Source organism: Bacillus sp. JJ1562 (assembly GCF_036962705.1).
In the GTDB taxonomy this organism is placed as follows: domain Bacteria; phylum Bacillota; class Bacilli; order Bacillales; family Bacillaceae_L; genus Ferdinandcohnia.
Map to the genome: position 1 here is coordinate 156864 of NZ_JBALOQ010000002.1, position 21331 is coordinate 178194.

General features: G+C 40.5%; 19 protein-coding genes. 17 read left to right on the forward strand and 2 right to left on the reverse strand.

The window, feature by feature from the left end; genetic code table 11:
* The first annotated feature begins 14 nt into the window (after positions 1-14).
* From V7097_RS00815 to V7097_RS00845, 7 genes are all read left to right on the forward strand, one after another.
* Positions 15-653, forward strand: coding sequence for a TetR/AcrR family transcriptional regulator (locus V7097_RS00815; RefSeq protein ID WP_335701688.1), 639 nt, complete (start codon positions 15-17; stop codon positions 651-653).
* Between the two features lie 124 nt (positions 654-777).
* Complete coding sequence (gene icmF / locus V7097_RS00820; protein ID WP_335701689.1) at positions 778-4038, forward strand: fused isobutyryl-CoA mutase/GTPase IcmF; 3261 nt, start codon at positions 778-780, stop codon at positions 4036-4038.
* A gap of 184 nt (positions 4039-4222) precedes the next feature.
* Complete coding sequence (gene rpoE / locus V7097_RS00825) at positions 4223-4783, forward strand: DNA-directed RNA polymerase subunit delta (RefSeq protein ID WP_335701690.1); 561 nt, start codon at positions 4223-4225, stop codon at positions 4781-4783.
* 266 nt (positions 4784-5049) lie between these two features.
* Positions 5050-6657 carry a CTP synthase gene (locus V7097_RS00830; RefSeq protein ID WP_335701691.1) on the forward strand — a complete coding sequence of 536 codons (1608 nt, stop codon included), beginning with the start codon at positions 5050-5052 and terminating at the stop codon, positions 6655-6657.
* Between the two features lie 150 nt (positions 6658-6807).
* Positions 6808-7011, forward strand: a complete 204-nt coding sequence (locus V7097_RS00835) for a helix-turn-helix transcriptional regulator (protein ID WP_335701692.1) — start codon at positions 6808-6810, stop codon at positions 7009-7011.
* 3 nt (positions 7012-7014) lie between these two features.
* Positions 7015-7542: a hypothetical protein gene (locus V7097_RS00840; RefSeq protein WP_335701693.1), complete on the forward strand. Its 528-nt coding sequence runs from the start codon at positions 7015-7017 to the stop codon at positions 7540-7542.
* Positions 7535-7864 carry a hypothetical protein gene (locus V7097_RS00845; protein ID WP_335701694.1) on the forward strand — a complete coding sequence of 110 codons (330 nt, stop codon included), beginning with the start codon at positions 7535-7537 and terminating at the stop codon, positions 7862-7864. Before V7097_RS00840 ends, V7097_RS00845 begins: the two co-directional genes overlap by 8 nt.
* A gap of 45 nt (positions 7865-7909) precedes the next feature.
* Here the strand turns inward: V7097_RS00845 and V7097_RS00850 are convergent, their stop codons facing one another.
* Positions 7910-8443 carry a DUF2529 domain-containing protein gene (locus V7097_RS00850; RefSeq protein ID WP_335701695.1) on the reverse strand — a complete coding sequence of 178 codons (534 nt, stop codon included), beginning with the start codon at positions 8441-8443 and terminating at the stop codon, positions 7910-7912.
* A gap of 283 nt (positions 8444-8726) precedes the next feature.
* Between V7097_RS00850 and V7097_RS00855 the strand changes: the two genes are divergently transcribed.
* From V7097_RS00855 to V7097_RS00885, 7 genes are all read left to right on the forward strand, one after another.
* The gene (locus V7097_RS00855; RefSeq protein WP_335701696.1) at positions 8727-9098 is read left to right on the forward strand and encodes a response regulator; all 372 of its coding nucleotides are present in this window, start codon (positions 8727-8729) and stop codon (positions 9096-9098) included.
* 335 nt (positions 9099-9433) lie between these two features.
* Entirely contained in the window at positions 9434-10291 is an 858-nt protein-coding gene (locus V7097_RS00860; RefSeq protein ID WP_335701697.1) for a class II fructose-bisphosphate aldolase, read from the forward strand.
* A 787-nt stretch (positions 10292-11078) separates the two neighbouring features.
* Entirely contained in the window at positions 11079-12365 is a 1287-nt protein-coding gene (locus V7097_RS00865; protein ID WP_335701698.1) for a UDP-N-acetylglucosamine 1-carboxyvinyltransferase, read from the forward strand.
* Positions 12366-12546: 181 nt separating this feature from the next.
* Positions 12547-13509 (forward strand): class II fructose-bisphosphatase, encoded by a 963-nt coding sequence (gene glpX, locus V7097_RS00870; RefSeq protein WP_335701699.1) that lies wholly within the window; start codon positions 12547-12549, stop codon positions 13507-13509.
* Between the two features lie 444 nt (positions 13510-13953).
* On the forward strand, positions 13954-15246 hold the full coding sequence (gene rho / locus V7097_RS00875) for a transcription termination factor Rho (RefSeq protein WP_335701700.1): 1293 nt from the start codon (positions 13954-13956) through the stop codon (positions 15244-15246).
* 210 nt (positions 15247-15456) lie between these two features.
* A complete protein-coding gene (gene rpmE, locus V7097_RS00880; protein ID WP_053403734.1) occupies positions 15457-15657 on the forward strand; it encodes a 50S ribosomal protein L31 in 201 nt (66 codons plus the stop codon).
* 178 nt (positions 15658-15835) lie between these two features.
* Positions 15836-16456 carry a thymidine kinase gene (locus V7097_RS00885; protein ID WP_335701701.1) on the forward strand — a complete coding sequence of 207 codons (621 nt, stop codon included), beginning with the start codon at positions 15836-15838 and terminating at the stop codon, positions 16454-16456.
* A 64-nt stretch (positions 16457-16520) separates the two neighbouring features.
* On the opposite strand, the gene V7097_RS00890 is transcribed toward V7097_RS00885, so the two are convergent.
* Positions 16521-17036 carry a MerR family transcriptional regulator gene (locus tag V7097_RS00890; RefSeq protein WP_335701702.1) on the reverse strand — a complete coding sequence of 172 codons (516 nt, stop codon included), beginning with the start codon at positions 17034-17036 and terminating at the stop codon, positions 16521-16523.
* Between the two features lie 406 nt (positions 17037-17442).
* Between V7097_RS00890 and putP the strand changes: the two genes are divergently transcribed.
* From putP to prmC, 3 genes are all read left to right on the forward strand, one after another.
* Positions 17443-18924: a sodium/proline symporter PutP gene (gene putP, locus V7097_RS00895; protein ID WP_335701703.1), complete on the forward strand. Its 1482-nt coding sequence runs from the start codon at positions 17443-17445 to the stop codon at positions 18922-18924.
* A 364-nt stretch (positions 18925-19288) separates the two neighbouring features.
* Complete coding sequence (gene prfA, locus V7097_RS00900; RefSeq protein ID WP_335701704.1) at positions 19289-20356, forward strand: peptide chain release factor 1; 1068 nt, start codon at positions 19289-19291, stop codon at positions 20354-20356.
* Entirely contained in the window at positions 20356-21225 is an 870-nt protein-coding gene (gene prmC, locus V7097_RS00905) for a peptide chain release factor N(5)-glutamine methyltransferase (protein ID WP_335701705.1), read from the forward strand. The genes prfA and prmC overlap by 1 nt, the downstream gene beginning before the upstream one ends.
* The last annotated feature ends 106 nt before the right edge of the window (positions 21226-21331 follow it).

Consider the following 21331-nt stretch of genomic DNA (forward strand, 5'->3'; position numbering starts at 1 on the left):
TAGGGGGTGAAGGGATGCGAAGGAATGATGTGCCGGCTTCTGTGAAGGATGAGCGGCTCATTAAGAAACGTCGGGACCAGATGATAAAGGGGGCTGTGACTCTTTTTAAGGAAAAAGGGTTTCATCGCTCGACAACAAGGGAGATTGCAAAAGCAGCCGGGTTTAGCATCGGTACGCTTTATGAATATATCCGTAAGAAAGAGGATGTTCTCTATTTGGTTGTAGACAGCATTTATGACCAGGTTCAGGAACGTCTCCAGCAAGCTATCAACACGAAGGAAGGCAGTATTGAAAGTCTGAAGCTTGCGATTCGTAATTACTTCCTCGTTATGGATGAGATGCAGGATGAGGTTCTAGTACTTTACCAGGAGGCAAAATCACTTTCGAAGGATGCTCTACCATATGTGCTGAATAAGGAAGTGGAAATGGTCGGCATGTTTGAAAAAGCGATTGAAGACTGTATCGCAAAGGGAGAGCTTCAATTGCCGAAGAAGCAGGTTGAGCTTGTTGCCCATAATATTTTCGTGCAAGGCCAGATGTGGGGCTTTCGCCGTTGGGCGATGCGCAAGCGTTTCACACTTGAGGAATATATTGAAATGCAAACAGAGCTTTTATTAAAGGGGATTACCTTTATTCAGAAAGGGACTGAATAAAGGTAAAGCCTCCGGCGGATGCCACGATTTTTCTAAGGGGATTTTTCGAGCAGGCTCGAAAAAAATCGGGTGGCAAATACGCCAAGGTGTATTTGATAAAAATAGCAAGACAGGGGGAGTAGGAATGAGCACGGTAGAAGTGTATCGTCCTAAACATCATGTAAGGTTTGTGACGGCATCAAGCTTATTCGATGGGCATGATGCTTCGATAAATATTATGCGCCGCATCCTGCAGGCGAGCGGGGCTGAGGTCATTCACCTTGGGCATAATCGCTCTGTCGAGGAAGTGGTCAACGCAGCAATCCAGGAGGATGCACAAGGGATTGCGATTTCCTCCTATCAAGGTGGCCATGTGGAATATTTTAAATATATGTACGATCTTCTAAAGGAGCGAGGGTCATCCCATATCCGGATTTATGGCGGTGGCGGCGGTGTAATCATCCCTCGTGAAATGAAGGAGCTTCATGAATACGGGATTGCTGGCATTTTTTCACCTGAAGATGGTCGTATCTTGGGGCTCCAAGGGATGATCAACAAAATGATACAAGAGTGTGATTATCCAACAAACACTGAGCTAACAGATGAGCTTGAACTACTTCAAACAAGGGATTACAAAACAATCGCAAAACTGATTACGATTGCTGAAAATCAAATTGGTAACGCAGATGAAACGGCAGCGGCTGCAGAATCAATCATTCAAAAAATAAAAGACCTTGAGAAAGAAGTTCCCGTTGTTGGAATTACGGGTACAGGCGGAGCAGGTAAAAGCTCACTCACGGACGAATTAATACGCCGTTTTATCAATGAATTAGATGATAAAAAGGTAGCAATTCTATCAGTTGATCCCACAAAGCAAAAAACAGGTGGAGCTTTACTTGGTGACCGAATCCGCATGAATGCAATTTTTAACCCAAGAGTTTATATGCGAAGCCTTGCAACAAGGGGGTCTAAATCAGAGCTCTCACTTGCGATTAAGGATGCCATCGCCGTCGTAAAAGCAGCCGGCTTTGACTTAATCATCGTTGAAACAAGCGGAATTGGGCAAGGTGATGCCGAAATTACTGAAGTTTGTGACGTATCCATGTATGTCATGACGAGCGAATTCGGTGCACCTTCACAGCTTGAAAAAATCGACATGATTGACTATGCCGACCTCATTGTCATTAACAAATTTGAGCGCAAAGGCTCAGAGGATGCAAAACGTCAGGTGCAAAAGCAGTACCAGCGCAGCCATCTTTTATTTGAAAAAGACTATGAAGAAATGCCGGTATTCGGCACAATTGCGAGTCAATTTAATGACCCTGGGACAAACGCCCTTTTTGCTAATTTAGTTGATCGAATCAATCAAAAAATGGGTACGAATTGGAAAACGTCTTTTGAGAAAACAGCAGATGTTCAAAAACAAAATGTGATTATCCCAAACGACCGTCGTTATTATTTACGTGAGATTTCTGATACTGTTCGGAACTATCATAAAAAAGCAGCTGAGCAGGTGGAAATTGCCCGAAAGCTATTCCAAATTACCGGCACGATTGAAAGTGTGAAGGAGCTTGGAAATGCAGAAGTCGTCACAACTCTTGAAACCTTAAAAACTCAAAATGAAGCAAGGCTTACGGATGAATCGAAGAAAATCCTTGCAAACTGGGAATCCATTAAAGAAACCTATAAGGGCGAAAAGTTCATTACGAAAATTCGCGATAGAGAAATTGTCACGATTTTAAAAACAAAAAGCCTTTCTGGTCTATCAATCCCCAAAATTTCCCTACCAAGCTTTAAGGACTTCGGGGAAATTTTACGATGGGTTTATAAAGAAAATGTTCCGGGTGCATTCCCGTATACGGCCGGTGTTTTTCCGTTCAAGCGTGAAGGGGAAGATCCAAAGCGTCAGTTTGCTGGCGAAGGGACACCTGAAAGAACGAACCGCCGCTTTCATTACTTATCGAAGGATGATGATGCAAAACGCTTAAGTACAGCGTTTGATTCTGTTACCTTATACGGGGAAGACCCAGCATATCGCCCTGATATTTATGGGAAAGTTGGAGAAAGTGGCGTCAATATTTGTACCCTGGAGGATATGAAAAAGCTGTATAACGGCTTTGACCTCTGTGCTCCTTCAACATCTGTTTCGATGACAATCAATGGTCCAGCACCGATTATTCTTGCGATGTTTATGAATACGGCGATTCACCAGCAGGTTGAAAAACGCGAACAGGAGCTTGGTCGCATTTTAACAGTGGAGGAATTCCAGGAGGTCCGCGCAAAAACGCTACAAACTGTTCGTGGAACCGTTCAAGCCGATATTTTGAAAGAAGACCAAGGTCAAAATACATGTATTTTCTCAACAGAGTTTGCACTTAGGATGATGGGCGATATCCAAGAGTATTTCATTGACAATAAAGTGCGTAACTATTATTCAGTTTCGATTTCGGGCTATCATATTGCTGAAGCGGGTGCAAACCCAATTTCCCAGCTTGCCTTTACGTTATCAAATGGGTTCACATATGTGGAGTATTACCTCAGCCGTGGTATGAATATTGATGATTTTGCGCCAAACCTTTCCTTCTTCTTCAGTAACGGTTTGGACCCAGAATATACGGTAATAGGTCGCGTAGCACGCCGTATCTGGGCAACAGTAATGAGAGAGAAGTATGGGGCAAATGAGCGCAGTCAAAAATTAAAGTATCATGTTCAAACATCAGGTCGCTCCCTGCATGCACAGGAAATTGATTTTAATGATATACGTACGACCTTACAGGCGCTCATGGCTCTTCATGATAACTGTAATTCGCTTCATACAAACGCGTATGATGAGGCGATTACCACACCGACAGAGGAATCCGTAAGACGTGCGATGGCGATTCAAATGATCATTACGAAAGAGCATGGCTTAACGAAAAATGAAAATCCGCTACAAGGCTCCTTTGTTATAGAGGAACTCACAGATTTGGTTGAGGAAGCAGTGCTTCAGGAATTTGAACGACTCAATGACCGGGGTGGGGTTCTTGGTGCGATGGAAACACAGTACCAGCGCGGAAAAATTCAAGATGAGTCGATGCATTATGAAATGAAAAAGCACACAGGAGAGCTTCCGATTATTGGGGTGAATACGTACCTTAATCCAAATCCACCAACAGAAGAGGATTTAAACAATATTGAGCTTGCCCGTTCAACGAAGGAAGAAAAAGAACTTCAAATAAATAATTTAAAAGAATTCCAGGACAGAAATAAGGATAAGGTAGAAGACGCATTGAAGAACTTAAAACAGGTTGCCGTTAGTAATGGAAATATTTTTGAGGAGTTAATGGAAACGGTACAGGTCGCAAGTCTCGGCCAAATTACGCAAGCACTTTATGAAGTAGGCGGACAATACCGTAGAAATATGTAGAAAAAGATCGAGGCTGGGTCAAAATGGATGACTCAGCCTTAAAAAATGAATAGACTGGCATAAAGTGGTTGATTTTGTTTATAATGAATGATATGTATTTTACAGAACTTATTTTTTGTAGTTCATAGTTAAACATTATACTTAAGTTATTACCATGATTTGTACATAGAAAGGGAGTGCCTTGATGAGTCTTGATCAATACTCACCAGAGCAAATAAAAGAAATGTCAATGCTTGAAGTAGCGTATGAGATTTTCTTAGGGAGAAAAGATGCGATTACATTTAACGAGCTAGTTGACGAAATAGCAAAAGTATTAAAGCTTTCCGAAGAAGAGCTTCGCGCAAAAGTTTCTCAGTTTTATACAGACATTAATATCGATGGTCGTTTTATTACATTAGGCGATAATCGTTGGGGACTTCGTACATGGTATCCATACGAGCAAATCGATGAAGAGGTTACGCATACTGAAAAACCGAAGAAGAAGAAAAAAGGCAAGAAGAAGAAGGACGAGGATGACGATCTTATTGGCTTCGATGACCTTGACGAAGATGATCTTGATTTCGATGAAGATTACGATGAAGAAGAAGAAGTTGATGACATTGACGATGAAGAGGAAGAGTTCGACGACATCGAAGACGAAGATGAGGATTTCGATGAGGAAGAAGAAGAAGAGTTATTAGACGATGAAGAATATGAGTTAGATGAAGACGAGGAAGACCTGGAGGAAGACGAGGAAGAAGACTAATAGTTGTCTAAATTCCACTTAAACTCATATTGACTTTTCAATCCTAACTCGGTAGAATACTTTTTGGGCTCTAAAAAAGAGTATCTACGAAACCATATTACAAGTTTCGCTCCCTTACATATTGTGAGAGGAGCTTTTTTATTTTTATAAGAGTAAAAAGGTACGGCGTGTGAAATCTGTTACCCCCGCACCACAAAGAATTTCTTTATACATTTTGATTTTTTGAGCAAACTTTAACTAATTACATGAATGGGGGAAAAAGAAAGATGACGAAATATATTTTTGTAACAGGTGGGGTTGTATCGTCCCTCGGAAAAGGGATTGTTGCCGCATCTTTAGGTCGTTTATTGAAAAACCGCGGATTGAATGTAACGATTCAAAAATTTGATCCATACATTAATGTGGACCCAGGAACAATGAGCCCATACCAGCATGGCGAAGTGTTCGTTACCGATGACGGTGCTGAAACAGACCTTGACTTAGGTCACTACGAACGTTTTATCGACATTAACTTAAACAAATACAGCAACGTGACGACAGGTAAAATCTATTCAACTGTATTAAAGAAAGAGCGTCGCGGTGATTATTTAGGTGCAACGGTTCAGGTTATCCCACACATTACAAACGAAATCAAGGAAAGAGTATTCCGTTCTGGCCATGCAACAAATGCAGACGTCGTAATCACTGAAATCGGTGGAACGGTTGGAGACATCGAATCATTACCTTTCCTAGAAGCTGTCCGTCAGATTAAAAGTGACGTGGGCTCCCGCAATGTGATGTATGTGCATTGTACGCTTGTTCCATACATTAAAGCTGCTGGTGAGATGAAGACAAAGCCAACTCAGCACAGTGTAAAGGAGCTTCGTAGCTTAGGAATTCAGCCAAACATCATTGTTCTCCGTACAGAAATGCCGATTTCAGAAGAAATGAAGGATAAAATTGCACTATTCTGTGACATTGATTCAAGAGCAGTTTTTGAGAGCCGTGATGCAGAAACTTTATATTCAATTCCGTTATCTCTTCAACAACAGGGTATTGATCAAATCGCATGTGAGCATCTTCAATTAGACTGCCAAGAAGCAGATATGACAGATTGGATCAAGCTCGTTGAGAAAGTTACACACCTAACAAAAACAACAAATATCGCGTTAGTCGGAAAATATGTGGAGCTTCAGGATGCGTATCTATCTGTTGCAGAAGCATTAAAACATGCCGGCTATGCATTTGATTCTGATATCAATATCAACTGGGTAAACTCTGAAGAAGTAACAGATGAAAATGTAGCAGAATTACTTAGTGGCTCAGATGGAATTCTTGTTCCTGGTGGTTTCGGTGACCGCGGTGTGGACGGAAAAATTGAAGCTCTAAAATATGCGAGAGAGACAAACACACCTATGCTAGGTATTTGTCTTGGTATGCAGCTAGCATCTGTTGAATTTGCACGAAATGTACTAGGTTTAGAAGGTGCACATTCTGCTGAGCTTAATCCAGATACTACACATCCAGTCATTGACCTTTTACCAGAGCAAAAGGATGTTGAGGATTTAGGCGGAACGCTACGTCTTGGACTTTTCCCTTGTAAAATTGAAGAAGGGACAAAGGCTTACGAGGCATATAATGATGAAGTGGTCTATGAGCGTCACAGACACCGTTATGAATTTAACAACCATTATCGTCAAGCAATGGAAGAAGCAGGCTTTATTTTCTCTGGGACTAGTCCAGATGGCCGTCTAGTGGAAATTATCGAGCTGAAGGACCATCCATGGTTTGTGGCTTCACAATTCCACCCAGAATTTAAATCAAGACCAAACCGTCCACAACCATTATTCAGAGAATTTATTCGAGCATCAATAACAAACGCAGAAAAAATGTAAAAATATAGATATGAACGAAATGGCGAGTGTGATAGACATTCGCCATTTTTTATTAAGAGGAAAAAATTGACGATAAAACAAATATGTTATATATTTATAACATAATGTGAGAAATATATAACATTTATCAAAGGAGGAGGTCAGTGCCATTTGCTAAAAACAAATTTAAAGGAATTTCGTGCAAAACATAATATGAATCAGCAAACGCTCGCAGATAAGGTGGGCGTCAGAAGGGAAACGATTGGACATCTCGAACGTGGAAACTACAGTCCATCGCTAAAATTAGCCTGGGATATTGCGAAGGTTTTCGATGTGCGGATAGAAGAAATTTTTCATTATGAAGAGGAGGAATAGGGAGTGGATGAAAGAAGTCAGCAGCATATCGCAAAGGGGTTAGGGATTACATTAAGCATCTTGTATATTTCTCTTTTTATTTTCGCCATTTGGAAGTACGTGAGTACAAAGGATATTTCAAGCATTACCTGGGAGTTAGTCATCATAGTCATGATTCCAGCATCCATCGCCTGGTTCGCGCGTCGGGATGAAAGCTTAACCATTCCTAAAACGATTTCAGGTGACCTGATCGAGACGGGATTAGATAAAAAATCTCGAACAAACAGAAAAAAATATTATTTTCTAGATTCATTAGGTTTTGCTTTTGTCGTATTGATTCTCACAATCATTACAACCTTTTTTATCGAAAAAGATTGGCAACACTTATATTTGTTTCCACAAATGAGTGAGGCTGCTAATATCATTGTGGCTCTGTCCCTTGAATTTTTCATCTCCTTACTTGTGTTTTATGGTATTTCACTAGTATGGGAAGAGTTCAATATAAAGAGATACAATCGAAAACTGGATGAGCTGGAGGATCACAATGAATAAATATGACGAGAAAATAAATCAATATGCCCAGGATAATGATGAGGTATATGAGTTGCTTCAAAGTGAAGTACGTGGGAATGGTGGAAAAGTATTAAATTTTTTATTAGAGGGTCTATTTTCATTCGGTTCGGCTGTAAAACAATTGGAAACAAGAGATGCTTTCTATCTTGTCATTAATACAGAAAAGGCAGAACTGGTTACCATTCAAAAAACACTCGAGCTTTCTCATCAAGATGTAACAGGCCCAGTACAAGATGCCTCAGGAAAAAAATCCTTTTATTATGATGGACATAAGTACAAGATGTTTCGAAAAATTAAGTAGATATCAATAAAAAAACTTGCCATTATTTAAGGCAAGTTTTTCACTTTATTCAAATTCCTCGACCATTTCTTTGATTGTAAATTTTAGTCCGAAATAGGCATATAAGGCTGTCATCACGCTTGGAAAACCGTAGCGGGTCCCGACATCATCCGGAATGAGTGGTTTTGTAAGCTTACAATCGATATGGATATCAACGCTCTTCTCAAGGGTGCGTTCACCCTCTGTTTTTACAATTGCGGAAATCGCAACCGTCTGGATTCCCTTACTTCGAAGTTCTTCCGCAAGTTTAATTGCTTCTTCATCTGTTGAGAATCGAGTGATTAGCAGAACAGAGTCGACATCCTCAACCTCATTTATTTTTCCATTAGTAAATAAAGGCTTAGCAGACTTGAGTGGTTCAGCGCCATACAAAGCCTCGGTTGCAACGGCAGCCATTTCACCAAAGCCATGAACTAGAATTGCGCCATCGCTAATCACTGACTGGGCAAGAATCCTTGCGCCATCTTCCATATTCAATTCCTCTTGCTCCATGATTCGATTAAAATGGCCCTGAAGCTGTGTAGTAAAAATTTTCAACATACATGTAAAATTCCTTTCTATTTAACTTGCTATTTCCATATATTATCATTATAACGCTATACGAAAAAAATAAGAAATGATGTCGAAAAATGCAGAGAAATAAGTTTCGGTCTTGGAAATAAAAGTTTTCTGCGTAAAAAGAAGGAAATATGTTTCTTTTGGTAGAATTAAAAATGAATAACGATATAATAATATTCGAAAAAACGAACGTAAAAAAACGATCGTAAAAAACAAAGCAATATTATTAATTACTTTTATCTATTTTGAGGGGGGTTTTTACAGAATGTCAGAGAAAATCTTAATTGTGGATGACCAATACGGAATACGAATACTATTAAATGAAGTTTTTCAAAAAGAAGGTTACAAGACATTCCAAGCAGCCAATGGAGTACAAGCAATCGATATCGTGCAAAAACACTCTCCAGATTTAGTATTACTAGATATGAAAATCCCTGGTATGGATGGGATTGAAATCTTAAAAAGACTCAAAAAAATCAATCGGGATATTCGAGTCATTATTATGACAGCTTACGGTGAGCTTGATATGATCCAGGAAGCTAAGGATTTGGGGGCAATTACCCATTTTGCAAAGCCTTTTGACATTGACGAGCTACGAGAAGCAGTAAGAGCAAATATCCCATTAAAATCCGAATAAAAAACACAAAAACAAATAAACCGCGTTATTATCAAAATGGAAACGCTTTATGGTGAAACACACGAAACAATGGTCTCTTGCGAAATCAAAATCTTGTGATATGCTTAGTACTGTATTGTTGCTATTCCTTAACACAAAGGGCATTTTGTGTGCTTTTTGTCTGTTGATTTTTCTATCTTCAGCTTACATATTATGATTTTGTTTCGGTCATTCTATTAGGTGATACGAAATCTTTGGAATAAGTATACAATTAACCCCGGCGTTTCTTTGCCGTGGTTCTATGTGCACAGGGACTTTTCCCTACATAAAAAACGGTACAAAAGGAGGAAATTCACATGCCTTTGGTTTCAATGAAAGAAATGCTTGAAAAAGCAAAAGCAGAAGGTTATGCAGTAGGTCAATTTAACTTAAATAACCTTGAGTTTACACAAGCAATTTTACAAGCTGCACAAGAAGAAAATTCACCAGTTATTCTAGGTGTTTCTGAAGGTGCTGGCCGTTATATGGGTGGATTCAATACTGTTGTTGCGATGGTAAAAGCACTAATGGAAGACTATAAGGTTACTGTTCCAGTTGCTATCCATCTTGATCACGGTTCTTCTTTCGAGAATTGTGCGAAAGCTATTCATGCTGGATTCACATCTGTTATGATCGATGCTTCTCATCATCCATTTGAAGAGAACATTGAGATTACTTCTAAAGTTGTTGAACTTGCACACTTCCACGGAGTTTCTGTAGAAGCTGAGCTTGGTACAGTTGGTGGACAAGAAGACGACGTGATCGCTGAAAGTGTTATCTATGCGGATGTAAATGAGTGTGTTGAGCTTGTTAACCGTACCGGCATCGATTGCTTAGCACCTGCTCTTGGTTCTGTTCACGGTCCTTACAAAGGTGAACCAAACCTTGGTTTCAAAGAGATGGAAGAGATCGGAAATAAAACTGGTTTACCACTTGTACTTCACGGTGGAACTGGAATTCCAACAAAAGATATCCAAAAGTCAATTTCTCTTGGAACAGCTAAGATCAATGTTAATACAGAAAACCAAATGTCTTCTGCAAAAGCAGTACGCGAAGCACTAGCTGCTAAGCCAGAAGAGTATGATCCACGTAAATACTTAGGACCTGCTCGCGATGCGATTCGTGAAACGGTAAAAGGCAAAATGCGTGAATTCGGTTCTGCTGGTAGAGCGTAAGAAAGAAACCTTTTTATTGTATCAAATATCGCCTTGGCGTATTTGCGCCCAGATTTTTTCGAGCCTGCTCGAAAAGTTTTCTCTGAAAATCTGTGGTATCCGCCGGAGGCTGAAACTTTCTATAAAGTTTCAACGTCTAATTAAATAGAATGGAGATTCGTCTCCAAACCATATAGAAAAGCCGCTTATTTCCTGTTATTTATAACGTGATTTGGAGATAGCGGTTTTCTTGCGTTATAATAAGAAAAGCGCAAGGCGTTTTTCTTAACAATCCTTGCCAACTAAATGGGAGTCTAGGGGTAATTACAGATCATCAACATAAAAAGTGGAAGGAGCTGATTTGTGTAACTTACCCAATTTTGACACATAGACGAACGCTGCAACGAATATTATAAAGACCTTCAACTAGATTCACTTCAATCACTTCATGAAAAACTATATCTCAAAAAAAGAAGGACCAGAACTTTAGTCGTATGGAAAATTTCCTTAAAGAAATATCTTTAGTGGGTGAATTTGATTGTTTTTGCGAAAAGGTATAAAATGATACATGATTTTTATATTTTCGTGTAAACTTAGAATTAATACTTGTACATTCATGTAGTAAATTTATGTTAAAATATACCATTTCAAGTGAAGTGCTGTTACGATTTGCGTAACGTTAATAAGGGAATAGAGCTGCCTAAAACGCTAGATTTTATTAAGTCAAAGATCGTGCGGACAGGTTGTATCAATGGCAATTCAAGGTTTCCCTTACAAAACCGTCATCTTCGCTAGAAGGGAGCCACATATGGAAAAACTAAAAATAGCAGGCGGTTATCCACTAAAAGGAACTGTAAAAATCAGTGGGGCAAAAAATAGTGCTGTTGCCCTCATCCCTGCAACGATCTTAGCAGAATCGCCAGTTACAATTGAAGGACTACCTGATATTTCAGACGTGCAAATTTTAGGTGATTTGCTTGAAGAAATTGGTGGCCATGTAGAGATATGTAAAGAAGAAATCTTCGTTGACCCATCCAATATTGTGTCAATGCCATTACCGAACGGAAAAGTAAAAAAGCTTCGTGCATCTTATTACTTAATGGGAGCGATGCTTGGTCGCTTTAAAAAGGCTGTCATTGGCTTACCAGGGGGATGTCATCTAGGTCCGAGACCAATTGACCAGCATATTAAGGGCTTTGAAGCATTGGGTGCAAAAGTAACGAATGAACAAGGCGCAATCTACCTTCGTGCAGATGAGCTAAGGGGTGCTCGCATTTACCTTGATGTTGTAAGTGTTGGTGCAACCATTAATATCATGCTGGCTGCAGTCCGTGCAAAAGGACGTACAGTCATTGAAAATGCTGCAAAAGAACCGGAAATTATCGATGTTGCGACATTATTAACAAGCATGGGAGCAAAAATTAAAGGTGCCGGAACTGATGTCATCCGCATCGATGGTGTTGATTCCTTGCAAGGTTGTCGCCATACCATTATTCCTGATCGTATTGAAGCTGGTACATACATGATTATTGGTGCCGCTATGGGTGAAGGTGTATTAATTGATAATGTGATCCCACTTCACTTGGAATCCTTGATTGCCAAGTTTCGTGAAATGGGTGTAACCGTTGAAACAAGTGACGACCAAATTTGGGTTGCCGGTAATAGGGATTTAAAATCCGTTGATATTAAAACACTTGTGTATCCAGGTTTCCCAACCGATCTACAACAGCCTTTTACATCCTTTCTCACCAAAGCAACTGGAACAGGCGTTGTAACGGATACGATTTATGGCGCAAGATTTAAGCATATCGATGAGCTTCGCAGGATGAATGCACAAATTAAAGTTGAAGGCAGTTCAGCAATTGTCACTGGACCTGTTCAGCTTCAAGGTGCGAAAGTGAAAGCGAGTGACTTACGCGCAGGAGCTTCACTTGTTGTCGCTGGCCTTATGGCGGAAGGCGTAACAGAAATTACAGGCCTTGAGCATATCGACCGTGGATATAGTCATTTAGAGGAAAAACTAACAGGCTTAGGTGCAACCATCTGGAGAGAAAGTCTAACAGAAGAAGAAATCGAACAGCACCAAAATTCATAATTGAATAAAAATTTACCAAACTCCCACTACAAAAAGTGGGAGTTTTCATGTATCCTTAAATGGAAAAGTAGAGAGAAAACGTTTTTATGTTATGAGAATGAATTTAAAGGGTGATAACCCAAGCATCTAAATTTTTAAACATACGCCAGAAAAAGATTACTATCATCAAGGGGGAAGGATCATGGAAAGAAGCTTATCAATGGAGCTTGTACGTGTTACAGAGGCAGCAGCATTGGCATCAGCCCGTTGGATGGGTCGCGGTAAAAAAGACGAGGCGGATGGTGCAGCAACCTCTGCGATGAGAGACGTTTTCGACACAATCCCGATGAAGGGGCAAGTTGTCATTGGAGAAGGGGAAATGGACGAAGCCCCGATGCTTTACATTGGTGAAAAGCTTGGAAATGGCTATGGACCTAGAGTGGACGTTGCAGTCGACCCACTTGAAGGAACCAATATTTTAGCGTCCGGTGGATGGAATGCGCTTTCTGTGCTGGCGGTAGCCGATAATGGGAATTTGCTTCATGCACCAGATATGTATATGGAAAAAATTGCTGTTGGCCCTGAGGCAGTAGGCTTAATCGATATTAACGCACCGATTATCGATAACTTAAAAGCCGTGGCAAAAGCAAAAAACAAAGATATTGAAGACGTCGTGGCAACTGTCTTGAATCGCCCAAGGCATGAGCATATCATTGCACAGCTACGTGAAGCGGGTGCCCGTATTAAGCTAATTAATGACGGTGATGTTGCAGGAGCGATTAATACCGCGTTCGATCATACAGGTGTAGACATTTTATTTGGTTCCGGTGGTGCTCCTGAGGGTGTCCTGTCAGCAGTCGCGCTAAAGTGTTTAGGAGGAGAAATCCAAGGAAAGCTTCTACCGCAAACAGATGAAGAGTTAGCTCGTTGTATTAAAATGGGACTTGATGTCACAAAGGTTTTTGGGATGGAAGACTTAGTTAGCGGTGACGATGCGATTTTTGCAGCAACAGGTGTCACAGATGGAGAGCTTTTACGCGGTGTTCAGTTTAAAGGGTCAATCGGAACAACTCATTCTCTCGTTATGCGTGCGAAATCTGGAACTGTTAGATTCATAGACGGCAGACACAGCTTGAAGAAAAAGCCAAATTTAGTAATTAAATAGAGTAGAAGCGAGTCTTTGTACTCGCTTTTCTTTATAAAACAAGGCTTTTGTCATGAAACCGTAATACTCTATCAAAATAAGGGTATTGATTAAAAATACGAGAATAGGGTAAAATAAAGAAGACTGTAATGGTTACTATACTTCTGAACAAATTCGAAACTAGGGTTTTCATTTGCCCAACCGAAAAAATGAGTGCCGCTGTGAAAACTTCTATGCAAGCCTCAGAATGCTTCTATATCATTCCATCCAAATCGATTCATATAAAATGTTTCATAGTGCCTCTTTATTTCTAAAAAGAGAAAATGCGAAAACGCTTTTATATGTTGGACGAATGAACCAATCATCAAATGCGCCTAGGCGTATCTGCTGAAAGTATAAATCCAACCAATTGGAGAGCATTAAGAGAAATAGAAAATAAACTAAAAAACAAAGAGTGGTGTACGAATGAGTATTACAATTTCTAGCCTGGAAAACATGAAGCTAAAGGAATTATACGAATTAGCACGTGAATTTAAGGTTTCCTACTATAGCAAATTAACGAAGAAAGAGTTAATCTTTGCGATCCTAAAAGCGCGCGCTGAGCAGGATGGCCTTTTATTTATGGAGGGTGTTCTTGAGATTATCCAATCAGAAGGATTCGGATTCTTACGCCCAATCAACTATTCTCCATCCTCAGAGGATATCTACATTTCAGCCTCTCAAATCCGTCGTTTTGACCTGCGAAATGGGGATAAGGTTTCAGGTAAAGTCCGTCCTCCGAAAGAAAATGAACGTTATTACGGTCTTCTTCACGTTGAGGCTGTAAACGGCGATGACCCAGAGTCTGCAAAGGAACGTGTCCACTTTCCTGGTTTAACACCTCTATATCCAGATCGCCAAGTGATATTAGAGACAAAGCCAAACCATATTTCAACACGAATTATGGATATTCTAGCACCAGTTGGTTTCGGTCAGCGTGGTCTAATTGTGGCGCCTCCAAAGGCTGGTAAAACAATGCTGATAAAGGAAATTGCAAACAGCATTACAACAAACAACCCAGAGGCAGAATTGATTGTCCTATTAATCGATGAGCGTCCGGAAGAGGTTACGGATATCGAGCGTTCTGTAGCAGGTGATGTGGTAAGTTCAACTTTCGATGAAGTACCAGAAAACCATATTAAAGTTGCTGAACTAGTACTTGAAAGAGCGATGCGTCTTGTTGAACATAAACGTGACGTGATTATCCTTATGGATAGTATCACACGTCTTGCGAGAGCTTATAACCTAGTTATTCCTCCAAGTGGGCGTACGTTATCAGGGGGGATTGACCCTGCAGCATTTCACCGTCCAAAGCGTTTCTTTGGGGCGGCGAGAAATATCGAAGAGGGTGGAAGCTTAACCATCTTAGCGACTGCACTTGTTGACACAGGTTCACGTATGGATGATGTCATCTATGAGGAATTCAAGGGTACTGGTAACATGGAGCTTCACTTAGATCGCTCACTTGCTGAGAGACGTATTTTCCCTGCAATCGATATTCGTCGTTCTGGTACACGAAAAGAAGAGCTTCTGATTGAAAAAGACAAGCTTGATAAAATCTGGGCAATCCGTAAAGCAATGTCAGATCAACCAGATTTTGCAGAGAAATTTTTACGAAAACTTAAGCAAACTAAGTCAAATGCAGAGTTCTTTGAAATGCTTGAAGCAGAGAAAAAAGCGGCAGTGGCAAGAAGAAACAACAGCAGACCTGAGGCGTAAGAAGTATATAGTGTTGTGAATCCGCACTGAATTTTTGTTGGAAAATTTAACGATTTTTAACAGCAGGATTAAGTTGCAATTCATCGTTTCACTTGTTATAATTTCAACATGTGCGTTTTAGGTTTTCGAAATTGTACATGCAAATATGCAATTTTGCTAAAACGTAACTCTGTTTCGATCAATGATTCAGGGCGGAAGGAGATGAGACGAATGAAATCAGGAATTCATCCAAACTACAAAAAAGTTATGGTGAAATGTGCTTGTGGAAATGAATTTGAAACTGGTTCTGTAAAAGAGGAGTTACGCGTTGAGGTATGCTCAGAGTGTCACCCATTCTATACAGGCCGTCAAAAATTCGCTGATGCAGGTGGACGTGTCGATAAATTCAACAAAAAATACGGTATTAAATAATAATACTGATTTGAAAAGCCAAAAACAGGCAAGTTTTTCCTTCTTGCCTGTTTTTTGTGCTAATATACCAATTTATACTAGCAATTATTCTTATTTACCTCATATAATATAATCCTCATACTTACGGTCAATAGTTGACTTAAGACTAGAAACACGGAGGAAAGGAGACCTTCGTTTCATGTATATTATGAAGCAAAGTGGCTGGCTTGAAGTAATTTGTGGAAGCATGTTTTCAGGAAAATCTGAAGAACTTATTCGACGTGTTCGTCGTACTGAATTTGCAAGACAATCTGTTCAGGTGTTTAAGCCTCAAATTGATAATCGATATAGTGAAAATTCTGTTGTCTCTCATAATGGAACATCCTTTGTCGCAAAGCCAATGGCATCCTCAGCTGAAATTTTGGAAGAAGTCTCAGCAGATACTGATGTCGTCGCAATCGACGAAGTACAATTTTTTGATGATGAGATTGTAGAAGTTGTCCAAATTCTCGCAAACCGTGGCCATCGTGTCATCGTTGCAGGCTTGGATCAAGACTTCCGCGGTGAGCCGTTTGGAAAGGTTCCAGAACTACTTTCGTTAGCTGAGCTTGTAACAAAACTTCAGGCTGTTTGCTCCGTATGTGGTTCTCCTTCAAGTAGAACTCAGCGTTTAATCAATGGACAACCAGCATCCTATGATGATCCGGTTATTTTAGTTGGTGCTTCTGAGTCATACGAGCCTCGTTGTCGCCACCATCATGAAGTACCAGGAAAACCACTATTAAAAGCTGTATCACAAATGGATTCAATGAAGTTATAAGGCGCTCCGAGGGAGTGCTTTTTTTTGTGCATGAAAAAAGACCAGGAGGCTATCTGTCCTGATCTTAAAAAAGAAATCCAAGTACTCTTTTGCGTTTTCTTGACCCATCCACTTTTTCAAGGGTAATCGCTGTTTGTTTTTGAAGCTCTTCATTTTCCCTTTCAAGCTGCTCGATATAATCTTCCATTTTCTGCATCCTTTTTTGGAGTTCATCGATTTCCTTCCGATGCTGCAAAAGCTGGTAGGATACAACATCACTTGCTTTTTCCTCGATCCGTCTTTCGTTTTCCTTGATTCGATCCATCATCGAATTAAGTTTTTCCGAGAGTGTTTTATCTGAAGCTTGTACCATTTTCCGTGCGGTCCCCTTCCTAGGCTCTGGTGGTGATAGTTCGATTTTATCAGATGGGACCCCAGATTTCACTTGATTCCGTATTCCTTCGAATAGAGGAAGGTCAGTTTCCTCAAACACATAATGGCCATATTCATTTTTTTCACATTGTAGATCAAAGTTTTTAATCCACTTCCGAACCGATTTTGTAGAAACCCCTAATTTTTTTGCAAACTCCGCCGTATTCACACCAACCACTCCCTCTATTTCTCTTCTTCCCCTATGCTCATTTTTCCGATTCTTTGTATAGTAGTACGATTCTCCTTTTCATGGGTAAAATCCTCCCTGTAGACAAAACTAGAAGCTTTTCGTCAAAGATAGAAGCAATCCTACATAATATCTATGTTTCGACAGCGAAATTTGGATAAGTGGTTTTTTTATAGGAACTTATGGGCCTAATAATATATGAAAATAGTACTATATCCAGGGATATTAGAAATTGATAGTTATATTTGCTTTATTGTAATAATAGTATGAAAAACATGGGGTGTAGGAAATGCAATAAAAGCATTACAAATCACTCAAGGATTAAACTCCGACTGAATAATGAGATGGTGCAAATACACCAAGGTACATTTAATAAGGAGGATTTTTAATGACCAATGAAGTATATCAATTGTTAGCTATAATTATTTACATGGTTGGGATGGTGTGGATTGGTTGGTATGCATATAAACGTACATCTAATCTGACGGACTACATGCTTGGAGGGCGTGGACTAGGACCAGCGGTGACAGCTTTAAGTGCAGGTGCTGCAGATATGTCAGGCTGGTTACTCATGGGGCTTCCTGGAGCAATCTATGTAAGTGGGCTTGTTGAAGCTTGGATTGCTGTCGGACTGACACTCGGTGCTTATTTGAACTATGTACTTGTTGCACCACGTCTTCGCGTGTATACAGAAGTGACGAAGGATTCCATTACAATTCCGAGTTACTTAGAAAATCGTCTAAAAGATAAATCTCGTTTTTTACGGATTGCATCAGGGATCATTATTCTTTTTTTCTTTACTTTTTACGTATCTTCCGGAATGGTAGCGAGTGGTAAATTTTTCAATAGTTCATTTGGACTTGACTATCACATTGGTCTGTTAATCGTTTCAGGCGTTGTCATTTTCTATACTTTGTTTGGCGGATTTTTAGCGGTCAGCTATACGGATGTTGTTCAAGGACTTATTATGTTTTTCGCCCTTTTACTCGTTCCGATCGTAGGGATATTTTATACGGGTGGTCTCTCGGAAACAGCAATGAGCATTCGGGAAGTTGATCCCCAAATGTTGAACTTTGTATCTGGTGCTTCCTTCCTTGGGGTATTATCTGCGGTTGCATGGGGGCTTGGTTATTTCGGGCAACCACATATTATTGTTCGTTTTATGGCGATATCCTCGGTTAAAGAAGTGAAGAGTGCACGTCGTATTGGAATTGGGTGGATGGTCCTCAGCATATTTGGAGCTATTGCAACGGCACTTATTGGGATTGCTTATTTTCAGCAAACGAACGGAACACTTTCTGATTCGGAAACAGTTTTCATTGTGATGGGGCAGATTCTTTTCCATCCTTTTATCGCGGGAATTATGCTTGCAGCAATACTTGCAGCGATTATGAGTACGATTTCTTCGCAGTTAATTGTGACATCCTCAGCACTCATAGAAGACTTGTATAAAGCTGTCTTTAAGACAGACGCATCGGATAAGCGATATGTATTTTTAGGAAGAATGGCTGTACTTGTCGTATCGATTTTAGCGATGGCGCTTGCTTGGCCAAATAACGAGTCTATTTTGAAAATCGTTTCGTTCGCGTGGGCAGGGTTTGGTGCTTCATTCGGTCCAGTCATTTTACTTTCTTTATATTGGCGGAAGATTACAGCTACAGGTGCCCTTTGGGGAATGGTTGCTGGTGCGATCACCGTTATGATTTGGGGTAATGTTGCTTCATTGACGGGTACACTTTATGAAATTGTTCCTGGTTTCATAATTGGTTGGGCTGTCACGTACTTTGTTAGCTTGGCGACGTATCGACCGAATGCCGAGATTGATAAGGAATTCACAGAAGCGATTGAAATTTTAAAGAAAGAAAGTTGATTGAAAAGCCTGCAGTAATAGCTGCGGGCTTTTTGGTGATTTAGTTAATGTGTAAATCACTAAATTGGAGTGACATGCATCTTCTCTTCGCTGTCTTGGTGTCTAGTTGCAGAGCCTAGACCCTCTCTGGTCTAACTAATCCGTCAAGAAGGATAAAGGGCATTCTTCTCGCCGGCTTTTCTTATGCTTGTCGGACTTGCACTTAGTCGTGCTGACATCGACATTTGCCACAGGGTGTGGCAGTAGTTAGTCGATGTTCCTCTTTTCAAGACGCCTCCGCTTTTCGATTGTAATTTGCTTTGACGATGTTGGGTACCCTATACTATAATTATACTGTTATGGACTAAATTTTGAGGTGAAGAGCGTGTTCGATCGTTTAGAGGCTGTAGAAGCTCGTTATGAAAAACTAAATGAACTATTAAGTGACCCAGATATCGTCAGTGATACAAAAAAACTACGTGAATATTCAAAAGAACAATCTGATATACAAGAAACTGTTGAGAAATATAGAGAGTACAAAGAGGTTAAGGAACAGTTTACTGATGCGAAAGCAATGCTGGAAGAAAAGCTCGATGCAGAGATGCGTGAAATGGTGAAGGAAGAAATCAACGAGCTTGAGGACCAATTGGAGGAGCTTGAGGAGCGTCTTCACGTGCTCTTATTGCCAAAGGATCCGAACGATGACAAAAACGTAATTATGGAAATCCGTGGCGCTGCAGGTGGAGATGAGGCTGCGCTATTTGCTGGTGACCTATACCGCATGTACAGCCGATTTGCCGAACACCAAGGCTGGAAGATTGAGGTTATGGATACGAACTCAACTGGTGTTGGTGGGTTTAAAGAAATTATCTTTATGATTAACGGAAAAGGTGCATTTTCTAAATTGAAATTTGAAAATGGGGCCCATCGTGTGCAACGTGTTCCTGAAACAGAATCAGGCGGACGCATCCACACATCAACTGCGACTGTTGCGGTATTACCTGAAGCAGAAGAGGTTGAAGTTGAAATTCATGAAAAAGATATTCGTGTGGATACATTTGCTTCCAGTGGACCCGGGGGACAAAGTGTTAACACGACAATGTCGGCGGTTCGTTTAACTCATTTGCCAACTGGAACTGTGGTTTCCATTCAGGATGAGAAATCTCAAATCAAAAACAAGGAAAAAGCAATGAAGGTATTGCGTGCCCGTGTCTACGATAAATTCCAACAGGAAGCACAAGCAGAATACGACCAAAACCGTAAACAAGCAGTAGGAACAGGTGACCGCTCAGAGCGTATCCGTACGTACAACTTCCCGCAAAACCGTGTAACCGACCACCGGATTGGATTAACGATTCAAAAGCTGGATCAAATCCTAACAGGGAAGCTTGATGAGGTAATCGATGCTCTCATCATGGAAGACCAAGCAAGAAAAATGGAGCAAGCCGAATAATGGCAGAATTTCATAAGATATTCGAAGCCCTCAAATGGGCTTCTTCTTTTTTACGGGAAAATGGTCGGGACGAGAATATTGGGGAAATACTTTTATGTCATTATCTTGGGATGAGTCGATCTAAGCTACTTGCTGAACTACGTGAAGAACTAGCTAATGAAGAGAAAGATAGGTTTGTGAAAGCTGTAGAAGAAGTTGTAAGCGGGATTCCGGTTCAGCACATCATTGGCCATGAGGAGTTTTACGGACGTAGATTTTTGGTGAATAAGGAAGTTTTAATCCCGAGGCCTGAGACGGAAGAGCTGGTTCAAGGGTTGCTAATGCGGATAGAGAGTTTATTAGGTACGACTGAAGTCATTAAGGTTGTAGATGTAGGGACAGGAAGTGGCGCCATCTCAGTAACGCTTGCCCTAGAAAACCCGCAACTTGACGTAATGACGGTGGATATTGCGAGAGCTTCTATCGATGTAGCATGTGAAAATGCGGATCGTTTAGGGGCAAAAGTAAGATTCTTTGAAGGTGATTTATTAGGACCGCTGATAGAAGAAGGCATTATGGTCGATGTAGTCGTTTCGAATCCACCTTATATTCCAGAAGAAGATATTCCGACTTTATCGACGGTCGTGAAGGATCATGAACCTCTCCGTGCGCTTGTGGGCGGTCAGGACGGATTGGACTTTTATCGTCGATTCATGAAGGAGAGTCCTGTTGTGTTGAATGAAAAAGGAATTGTGGCTTTTGAAGTAGGAATTGGGCAAGGAGAGTCCGTTGCAGAGATGCTGCGCTTTACGTTTCCTGATGCAAAAGTGGAAGTAGTCAACGACATCAACGGAAAAGACAGAATGGTGTTTGCGGAAATAGGGTTTTAGAAAAGGCTTGGGTTAGTGCTCCCAAGCCTTTTTTTATGATATACGCTGGATTGCGCGATCATAATGCATTATTGCGCTTTAAACCACTGAACATGCCCCTGTCAAG

Excerpts from the sequence above, each read along its gene's own strand:
- V7097_RS00865 (WP_335701698.1), top strand. The coding sequence starts at position 11,079 with ATGGAAAAACTAAAAATAGCAGGCGGTTATCCACTAAAAGGAACTGTA.
- rpmE (WP_053403734.1), top strand. The coding sequence starts at position 15,457 with ATGAAATCAGGAATTCATCCAAACTACAAAAAAGTTATGGTGAAATGT.
- V7097_RS00855 (WP_335701696.1), top strand. The coding sequence starts at position 8,727 with ATGTCAGAGAAAATCTTAATTGTGGATGACCAATACGGAATACGAATA.
- V7097_RS00830 (WP_335701691.1), top strand. The coding sequence starts at position 5,050 with ATGACGAAATATATTTTTGTAACAGGTGGGGTTGTATCGTCCCTCGGA.
- rho (WP_335701700.1), top strand. The coding sequence starts at position 13,954 with ATGAGTATTACAATTTCTAGCCTGGAAAACATGAAGCTAAAGGAATTA.
- glpX (WP_335701699.1), top strand. The coding sequence starts at position 12,547 with ATGGAAAGAAGCTTATCAATGGAGCTTGTACGTGTTACAGAGGCAGCA.
- icmF (WP_335701689.1), top strand. The coding sequence starts at position 778 with ATGAGCACGGTAGAAGTGTATCGTCCTAAACATCATGTAAGGTTTGTG.
- putP (WP_335701703.1), top strand. The coding sequence starts at position 17,443 with ATGACCAATGAAGTATATCAATTGTTAGCTATAATTATTTACATGGTT.
- V7097_RS00850 (WP_335701695.1), bottom strand. The coding sequence starts at position 8,443 with ATGTTGAAAATTTTTACTACACAGCTTCAGGGCCATTTTAATCGAATC.
- V7097_RS00815 (WP_335701688.1), top strand. The coding sequence starts at position 15 with ATGCGAAGGAATGATGTGCCGGCTTCTGTGAAGGATGAGCGGCTCATT.
- V7097_RS00845 (WP_335701694.1), top strand. The coding sequence starts at position 7,535 with ATGAATAAATATGACGAGAAAATAAATCAATATGCCCAGGATAATGAT.
- V7097_RS00885 (WP_335701701.1), top strand. The coding sequence starts at position 15,836 with ATGTATATTATGAAGCAAAGTGGCTGGCTTGAAGTAATTTGTGGAAGC.
- V7097_RS00860 (WP_335701697.1), top strand. The coding sequence starts at position 9,434 with ATGCCTTTGGTTTCAATGAAAGAAATGCTTGAAAAAGCAAAAGCAGAA.
- rpoE (WP_335701690.1), top strand. The coding sequence starts at position 4,223 with ATGAGTCTTGATCAATACTCACCAGAGCAAATAAAAGAAATGTCAATG.
- prmC (WP_335701705.1), top strand. The coding sequence starts at position 20,356 with ATGGCAGAATTTCATAAGATATTCGAAGCCCTCAAATGGGCTTCTTCT.